At 47.0% G+C, this 6898-nt stretch carries 10 protein-coding genes and 2 pseudogenes; 9 read left to right on the top strand and 3 right to left on the bottom strand.

The window, feature by feature from the left end; all coding sequences use genetic code 11:
- The first annotated feature begins 64 nt into the window (after nt 1-64).
- The 3 genes and pseudogenes from AXFE_RS21640 (at nt 65) to AXFE_RS21630 (ending at nt 1004) form a co-directional block, all read left to right on the top strand.
- Nucleotides 65-484, top strand: coding sequence for a transposase (locus AXFE_RS21640; RefSeq protein ID WP_082058808.1), 420 nt, complete (start codon nt 65-67; stop codon nt 482-484).
- A 60-nt stretch (nt 485-544) separates the two neighbouring features.
- Nucleotides 545-847: pseudogene (locus AXFE_RS21635) on the top strand (hypothetical protein); the annotation flags it as partial.
- Nucleotides 795-1004, top strand: coding sequence for a hypothetical protein (locus AXFE_RS21630; RefSeq protein ID WP_407071692.1), 210 nt, complete (start codon nt 795-797; stop codon nt 1002-1004). The pseudogene AXFE_RS21635 and the gene AXFE_RS21630, both read left to right, overlap by 53 nt.
- Here AXFE_RS21630 and AXFE_RS15025 read toward each other — a convergent pair.
- The 3 genes from AXFE_RS15025 to AXFE_RS15015 all read right to left on the bottom strand — a co-directional run bounded on the left by AXFE_RS15025 (nt 1001) and on the right by AXFE_RS15015 (nt 2182).
- A complete protein-coding gene (locus AXFE_RS15025) occupies nt 1001-1240 on the bottom strand; it encodes a hypothetical protein (RefSeq protein ID WP_052606770.1) in 240 nt (79 codons plus the stop codon). The two genes, AXFE_RS21630 and AXFE_RS15025, sit on opposite strands and share 4 nt — an antisense overlap.
- 331 nt (nt 1241-1571) lie before the next feature.
- On the bottom strand, nt 1572-1964 hold the full coding sequence (locus tag AXFE_RS15020; protein WP_052606769.1) for a type II toxin-antitoxin system death-on-curing family toxin: 393 nt from the start codon (nt 1962-1964) through the stop codon (nt 1572-1574).
- Nucleotides 1961-2182: a ribbon-helix-helix protein, CopG family gene (locus tag AXFE_RS15015; RefSeq protein ID WP_052606768.1), complete on the bottom strand. Its 222-nt coding sequence runs from the start codon at nt 2180-2182 to the stop codon at nt 1961-1963. The genes AXFE_RS15020 and AXFE_RS15015 overlap by 4 nt, the downstream gene beginning before the upstream one ends.
- A gap of 509 nt (nt 2183-2691) precedes the next feature.
- On the opposite strand from AXFE_RS15015, the gene AXFE_RS15010 reads away from it, so the two are divergent.
- From AXFE_RS15010 to ftsY, 6 genes and pseudogenes are all read left to right on the top strand, one after another.
- Complete coding sequence (locus AXFE_RS15010; RefSeq protein WP_052606767.1) at nt 2692-3006, top strand: transposase; 315 nt, start codon at nt 2692-2694, stop codon at nt 3004-3006.
- Nucleotides 3007-3021: 15 nt separating this feature from the next.
- Entirely contained in the window at nt 3022-3606 is a 585-nt protein-coding gene (locus AXFE_RS15005) for an IS3 family transposase (RefSeq protein WP_152626136.1), read from the top strand.
- Nucleotides 3607-3631: 25 nt separating this feature from the next.
- A complete protein-coding gene (locus AXFE_RS15000; protein WP_235347849.1) occupies nt 3632-3883 on the top strand; it encodes an integrase core domain-containing protein in 252 nt (83 codons plus the stop codon).
- A gap of 39 nt (nt 3884-3922) precedes the next feature.
- Nucleotides 3923-4267, top strand: a pseudogene (locus tag AXFE_RS21830) (IS1634 family transposase); the annotation flags it as partial.
- A 418-nt stretch (nt 4268-4685) separates the two neighbouring features.
- Complete coding sequence (locus AXFE_RS21625) at nt 4686-5090, top strand: zinc ribbon domain-containing protein (RefSeq protein ID WP_082058811.1); 405 nt, start codon at nt 4686-4688, stop codon at nt 5088-5090.
- Nucleotides 5091-5286: 196 nt separating this feature from the next.
- Nucleotides 5287-6558, top strand: coding sequence for a signal recognition particle-docking protein FtsY (ftsY, locus tag AXFE_RS14995; protein WP_200891304.1), 1272 nt, complete (start codon nt 5287-5289; stop codon nt 6556-6558).
- Nucleotides 6559-6898: the final 340 nt, after the last annotated feature.

The raw sequence follows: 6898 nt of genomic DNA, 5'->3' as shown, positions 1-6898 counted from the left end.
CGCCTCCACCGAGACCAGATTGGAGCTAATCTTTAGTAGAACAGATGTTCGATGAAAGGATGGCATGGTGGATATCTCAGGCTTTATGGTACGCTTCGCTTCAGAGGAAGCATGTGAAGATCATTTGATCAAATTGCGGTGGAAAGAGGGATTTAGATGCCCAAAGTGTGACTCTGACCAGTTTACCTTAATCAGGCCAAACCATCGAAGAAATGCAGCATCTCGAGCTCCACTTTTTCAATGTAAATCTTGTCACCGCCAAACTAGCGTTACCTCCGGAACCATCTTCCATCGAAGCCATATCTCTTTATCCAAGTGGTTCTCCGCTATCTATCTATTGTCCAACGACAAGCGTGGTCTTTCGGCTACTACCATTGCTAAATTCGTTCAAGTATCTTATTCGACTGGCTGGTTGATGCTAAATAAGCTACGAAAAGCAATGGCTGACCGAAATGGTTTATACAAACTTGGAGAAAACGCCTGAGTAGATGAGTTCTTTTTAGGTGGTGAGAGCCATGGCGAAGGCAGAAGAGGAAAGGGAACAAAACAAACCAATGTCCTAATTGGAGTGTCGATTAGCAATGGTGCTCCTACTCATTGCTTCATGGAAGTAATCAAAGATACCACTGCTAAATCATTCAAAGATGTTTTTGTGAGACGTTTAGATTCCGATACCAAGCTGATAAGTGATGGTAACCCAAGTTACGGGGTATGTGCTGAAAGACCTTGGACTAGCGCATTGGTTCACTCTATCCAAAGACGAACAAGCACATGTAACATTCAAATGGCTCAACATCCTGATAGGGAACTGCAAGAAATTTATCGACGGAACATACCACGGACGTGAGGAACATAAGCAACTTTACCTCGAGGAATTCGCATACCGATTCAACCGAAGGCACTTTGAAATGTCCTTGGTAGAGCGACTTCTCAATACATGTGTGTTTGCGTCTCCACATCCGCTACTCCGCGAATCTGATTCCAAAATGGCTCTTGCTTACTAAACTTGATAAGTATGAAAAAGAATAACCTTGCGACCAAAAGACGGTAGGTCTACAACCTCAACAACTCTGAGGCCATTATGGTGAACTTTGCCTTCAGCGGTTGGACATTGCTTTTGTGAATTAGAACACTCAATGTGAACATGGAGCGGTTCACCAAGATTATCTTCAACGCGTATCAAATTAATATCAACTAAACCAACCAAGATTTTAGAAATTGCTTTATGATCTTTTTCCACAGGGGCTCTCCATTGTGAGTTTTGTCAAATCCCATTCTGGCAGAACCCCTGTACCACCTCCAAAGCGACTTCATAAAAATGGAACTTTAACCTCTAGCCACCGTTAAATCCGAAGTGCCAGATAACCGTCAGGAACGATAGCTGAGAGGGGTTGCGCGAAAATATCATTCAAACAAAGAATGATATCTGTAAATAAATCTACAAATCTGAGCCTGAATCGCCTAATTGGTCTTCAACCTATATCGTGAATAAGCTAATTTAGAAATAGGTTCGAGGACCAACAAAGGTGGTCCAGAGACTCCGGCACGGTGGTCCAGATAATCTGGCATCGTCATGCAGGAAGTATTCGACTCGATATCCACTTTGTTAATTCTTCCAGCGTTATGTCATCTGAAGCAACTTTTATCATGGTCGAAACGATTTCGTCGTTCGCCCCAGTTTTCCAGGTATAGTTGTTTCGGTGCACGAACTCTCTAAGGCACACGTAACTAGATCTCTTGTTTCCATCTGGTAGTGGATGGTTTTTGACGAGGTGCATCACAAGAACCGCAGCTTTGAGGGCAAATCCCTGATAAAACTCGATGCCATCGAACGATGAAGATGGAGAATAAAGAGCAGACTCGGCAAGATCAATTCGTACAGACCTAGCTAGGACTTTTGCATCAATTCCGAGAACGGCCTCTGCGATTATAAGAAAATCTGCGAGATCGATATATCGAGTCACATTTGAGCAAGCTTCTCGAAAACATCCCGTTCAGCTTCAAATAAATTAGTAAGCCGTTTTTGAAATTCTGGATCTGCCCGGCGGGAATCGATATATTCATTTACGGCAACGCGGACAGCCTCCGAGACTGACAAGTTGTCGGTTCGAGCGACCAATTCAAGGGCCTCCGCCGTAGAGGCCTGCATTCTAACTGTCGTCGTTCTCTTAACCGTATTCATGACATCATTATAGCACTCCTTTGTATTCTGAGTCGACTGCAATATGCTTTAGCTTCCCGGTGAACGATACATCACCGAAGCTTCACCACGGCTCATTAAGCTTTCCCCTGTCTGCAGGGAAAGTTGCCACCTAGATTGATTTATGTTTCTAAGAGGGCGAAGTTGGAATTGAGTTGAGAAGGTATCCAGAGAATCTTGTTAATTGCCATTGGGAACTGCAAGTTAGCGGCCACGAAAAATGCACGCGAGCGGCCATCACTTTTGCATAATTTACCACAGCTCGCGTTTACTGGATATGTCTTTTTCTGTTCTTAGTAGATATTTCATTCGGTCCTTCTATGGACATTTCTTGTTGGGGAGAATATAAGCAACTTGTTGCGCGCTCTAGCTCCCTCTCTGCCAAGATTGTTGTCACCCTAGCTTGATTTTTGTTTATAAGAGGGCGAAGACAGTGAACCTTCTCACGATACGCGACACGACTCTCCCTAAATCAAAGGAGAATGGCAGTCATGGGAGAATTGCATCCAAAAGAGGCAACGCCTCGTAGAAAGTTTGACTCAGATTTCAAAAGTGACGCAGTCAAACTTGTAGAGATTGGAAATCGATCCATTAAGCAGGTGGCTAATGAGTTGGGTATCTCGGAGGCAACTCTTAATAATTGGGTCTACAACGCTCGGAGAGCAAAGAAGGCTAATGCCGGTGAAGGATCGGTTGTGGCCGACGAGATCGACCGTCTCCGCAAGGAGAACGAGCAGCTCAGAATGGAGAAAGAAATCTTAAAACGATTTTCGGCCTTCTGGATAAAGGACACAGACGGGAACTGATTTACCAGTTCATAGATATCCGTAAAGGCCGATTTTCCAATCAATGTGCTCTGTAGGGTCTTAGCTGTATCGCGTTCTGCCTATTACCGCTGGTCGGTGAGGAGGAAGTACCTCGAAGAGCTACATAACACTCGTGAGAATCTCAAAGAGAGGCTCCTTGAGGCATTTGTAGCTAACCGTAGGATCTACGGAGCACCGAGATTGACTCATGAGCTCAGAGATAGCGGTATTAACGTCTCAAGAGCGACCGTAAGTCGCCTGATGGCAGAGTTATCCATCACTGGCGCTTGTGGAAGAGCTAAGACGATCACGACCAGGCCAGATAGACACGCCAGGAAGAGTTCTGATCTAGTTGAGAGAAACTTCTCCGTCGATGAAACAGACAAGCTCTGGGTGAGCGACCTGACCTACATCGGCACCAGGGAGGGCTGGTTGTATCTGGTGTGCATCATGGATGCGTGCTCACGGCGAATCCTTGGATACTCGATGAGCGATTCAATGGACACCCAGATGTTCATCGATTGCCTCGATAAAGCACGATCTACCAGGGGAAAGGTATTGATGTCAGATACCATTTTTCGCATCGACCATGGATCTTAGGTACACAAGTAATGAGTTCAGGGAGATGCTACGACTCTCTCAGTTCTCACAGTCGATGGGGAGCGTTGGGGATTCCTACGATAACGCTATGGCTGAGGCGCTATGGGCGTCATTGAAGAAGGAGCTCGTATATCAAACAGTCTTCGACACCAGAGAGGAGGCAAGAATAGAGATCTTCGACTGGATCCAATGGTACAACCGAAGGCGGAGACATTCAAGTATTGGTGACATTTCGCCAATTGATTTTGAAAAGTCAGCTATGGTGAAAGCTGCATAGATAAGCGGAGTTCCGTGTCGCGTTTGGTGAGTAATTCCAGAAGATGCCTTTAGATCCCTCAAGAGTGATCTTGGACTTCGACCGGTCTATCATCAACTAGCTAGCCGAACTGCTGCTCACCTCTTCATCTCAGTACTTGCCTATCACCCCCTTAGTGCTATTGAGCTGACCTTGAGGCAAAATAACGATAAGAGAAGATGGTCAACCATCCAAGAGCAACTCAACAGTCACCGCCGAGCCACCATAGTTCTTACATCAGATAAAGGCGTCGTCTATCACATCCGCACTAGTGGTGTTCCTGAGCCGGTTCACAAAGAGATCTACCGTCTCTTAGGAGTTAGTGATCCCCTTAAACGGATAAAGACCATTGCGACGCATTTGTAGTGTCCCAACGTAAGACCACATACTCAACTAGCTGGGAGAATGGTTTGATTTTCGGAAAGATGGGCTAAGGTCATAGGCAAGCTCCAGCGCAAGATCAGCCAACACAAGATCAGCCGGTGCAAACCTGCCCTGGATCAAAGAAGTATATAAGACTGGTAACTGCGAAGAGGAAAGTCAACTCCCTTGACACCTAGGGAAGACAAAATCATCACTTTGTGACTTTGACCATCAGGTGTCCAAAAAGCCGGCCAATCACGTCATTAACCACAACACCGCCACACTCATAGTTGGTGACGTAAGAGGGATAGAAAAACATAGTAAAGCCAAACGATCCATGGGTCGCCACGGTCGCCAGCAACTATCCCAGTGGTCAAGAGGCCCTCAAGAGCAATACCTCAATTAGAAAACTAACTTAGAGATACAACCCCTAAACGAGTCATACTCTAGCCAAACTTGCCCTGCGTGCTTAAGACGCAAGCGACCATCAGGTCGGCACTACCGATGCGAGAGCCCTATCTGTGGGTTCAGCTGTCATCGAGACGCCCTAGGAGCAATAAACATTCTCCAGAAGGCGATATACGCAGAGTGCTCTCCAATTGGACTAGATACAACAATCTTAGTCACGTATCTTCGAGCTGAAAAACATTGGTCACTCAATCAACGCAAGACACACCAAAAGGTGCAGTGCCCTAAGGCCAGAGCCCGAAGTAGTGCCCAGAACCGGGCCTTGTCTGAGATATCTCAGACAGGCAAGCCGAAACTAGCGAACTCATCCACCAGTACCAATTCATTAGTACCAGACCAGTCGGTCCCGGTGGCGTGATGGGAGCGATGTCAGGTAACCCCAACCAAACAGACGGAGCCAGAAGCCCCGTCCGTGAGGACGGGGAGGTTCACCGGTAGCAGGTCCGCATTTGGTGAGATCACCTCACGACTTTAGTTCTTAGGGTTGGCTATAGCTTCGTGAGGATATTCAAATCATTCCTAGGGAGGCAATTTAGGCAATAGACTCAATCGGCGTGCAGACTGTAATTACACTTATGATTGTCGCGGTTGTGATCGTGGGCATACTCCTTTATCTGGGACCAATGAAGGCTAGAAGAGGCGGTACTATATCCAAGGGTGCTTCTAATCCGCAACTTAAAAAAGGAGCCACAGCTCCAAAGGGGCCATCGACGACAAAGAATCGTCAGGACGTTAAGACATCATCCAAGACACCGTCTAAACCCGCATCTAAAACTCCGCCAAGTACTCCTTCAAAGAGTTCACCAAAACCCCCAGCCAAGGCGACTGAGGTCCGTGTAAATCCAGATCTTGCCACCACCGATCTAAAAGGATCCAGGACCGAGAGGCCAGAAGCTCCCTCTAAGGACACTCCACCAAAGCCGCATGCAACTCCTAGCCTTGGCGATGCACTTGGTAGATCTAGGGAGACATTCGGCGGAAGAATTGCTGGGTTATTTCGCCGCGGTTCTTTGGATGACTCCTTTTGGGATGATCTCCAAGATGCGCTGATCCTATCGGACGTTGGTTTTGAAACTACCACCAAGATCCTTGAGGGTGCACAGGCTAAGGCTAAAGTCTCCAAGGCTAAGTCTCCAACCGAAGCGGTTGAGATTGTGCGATCATCGATGCTTGAGATATTATCTAAGGCCGATAGAGCTCTAAAAGTAGATGGCGACAAGCCTATTGTCTGGCTCTTTGTTGGCGTAAATGGTGTCGGCAAGACCACTACGATCGGCAAAGTTGCAGCGATGTTAGGAGATAGAAAGCTCTTATTGGCCGCCGCTGATACCTTTCGAGCGGCTGCGGCAGATCAACTGAGCTTGTGGGGCGAGCGTGCCAATGTGCAGGTGATTTCTGGTGCACCTGGTGCAGATCCCTCGAGCGTCCTGTTTGACGCGATCGCTAGCGCCAAGGCCCGTGACTTCGACATTGTGCTCGGTGATACCGCTGGACGCCTACAGAACAAGACCAACCTCATTGAAGAGCTCAAGAAGATATATCGAACTGTAGAAAAGGCTCAGGGCAACCTGGGTGAAGTTCTCTTGGTATTAGATGCAACGACAGGTCAAAATGGTCTCTCACAAGCCAAGGTCTTCAGTGAAGCCGTTGGAGTGACTGGCGTGGTCCTAACTAAGTTGGATGGATCAGCTAAGGGGGGAATTGCCTTTGCGATCGAGGATATCTTTCAGATTCCAGTAAAGCTGGTTGGTGTCGGCGAATCCATTTCGGATTTGATTCCATTTGACCCAGAGGCATACGTCGCCTCTCTCATCGAGCGGTCTTAATTGAGTACCGGACGGACGAATTCTCTCTATTGTTGATTGAATTCTCCCCAGGTTGCCATGAAAAGCGACTATTGACGGCGTTCTAGCGCAGGATAGTGTGGTTAATTGAAGATTACACCTTGGTGATTAGCTTTTTCGTTGCGGTCGATACCTGATATTGACTATCACTTCGTCTCTGAAATGGGACTGCGCCTTTGGAGATTTCAGATTTGGATCCTTTTGTTGATTCGTTTGCATGGATGCAGAGCAAAGGGAGCACCCTTGGAGATTTCAGATTTGGATCGTATCTTTCCATAAACAATCATTGGCAAAAGTCGCTGGCACCAGGTGCAAATACCAG

The sequence above is a fragment of the Acidithrix ferrooxidans genome (genome assembly GCF_000949295.1).
Taxonomy (GTDB): Bacteria; Actinomycetota; Acidimicrobiia; order Acidimicrobiales; family Acidimicrobiaceae; genus Acidithrix; species Acidithrix ferrooxidans.
This window is presented reverse-complemented; position numbering and strand designations above follow the sequence as displayed.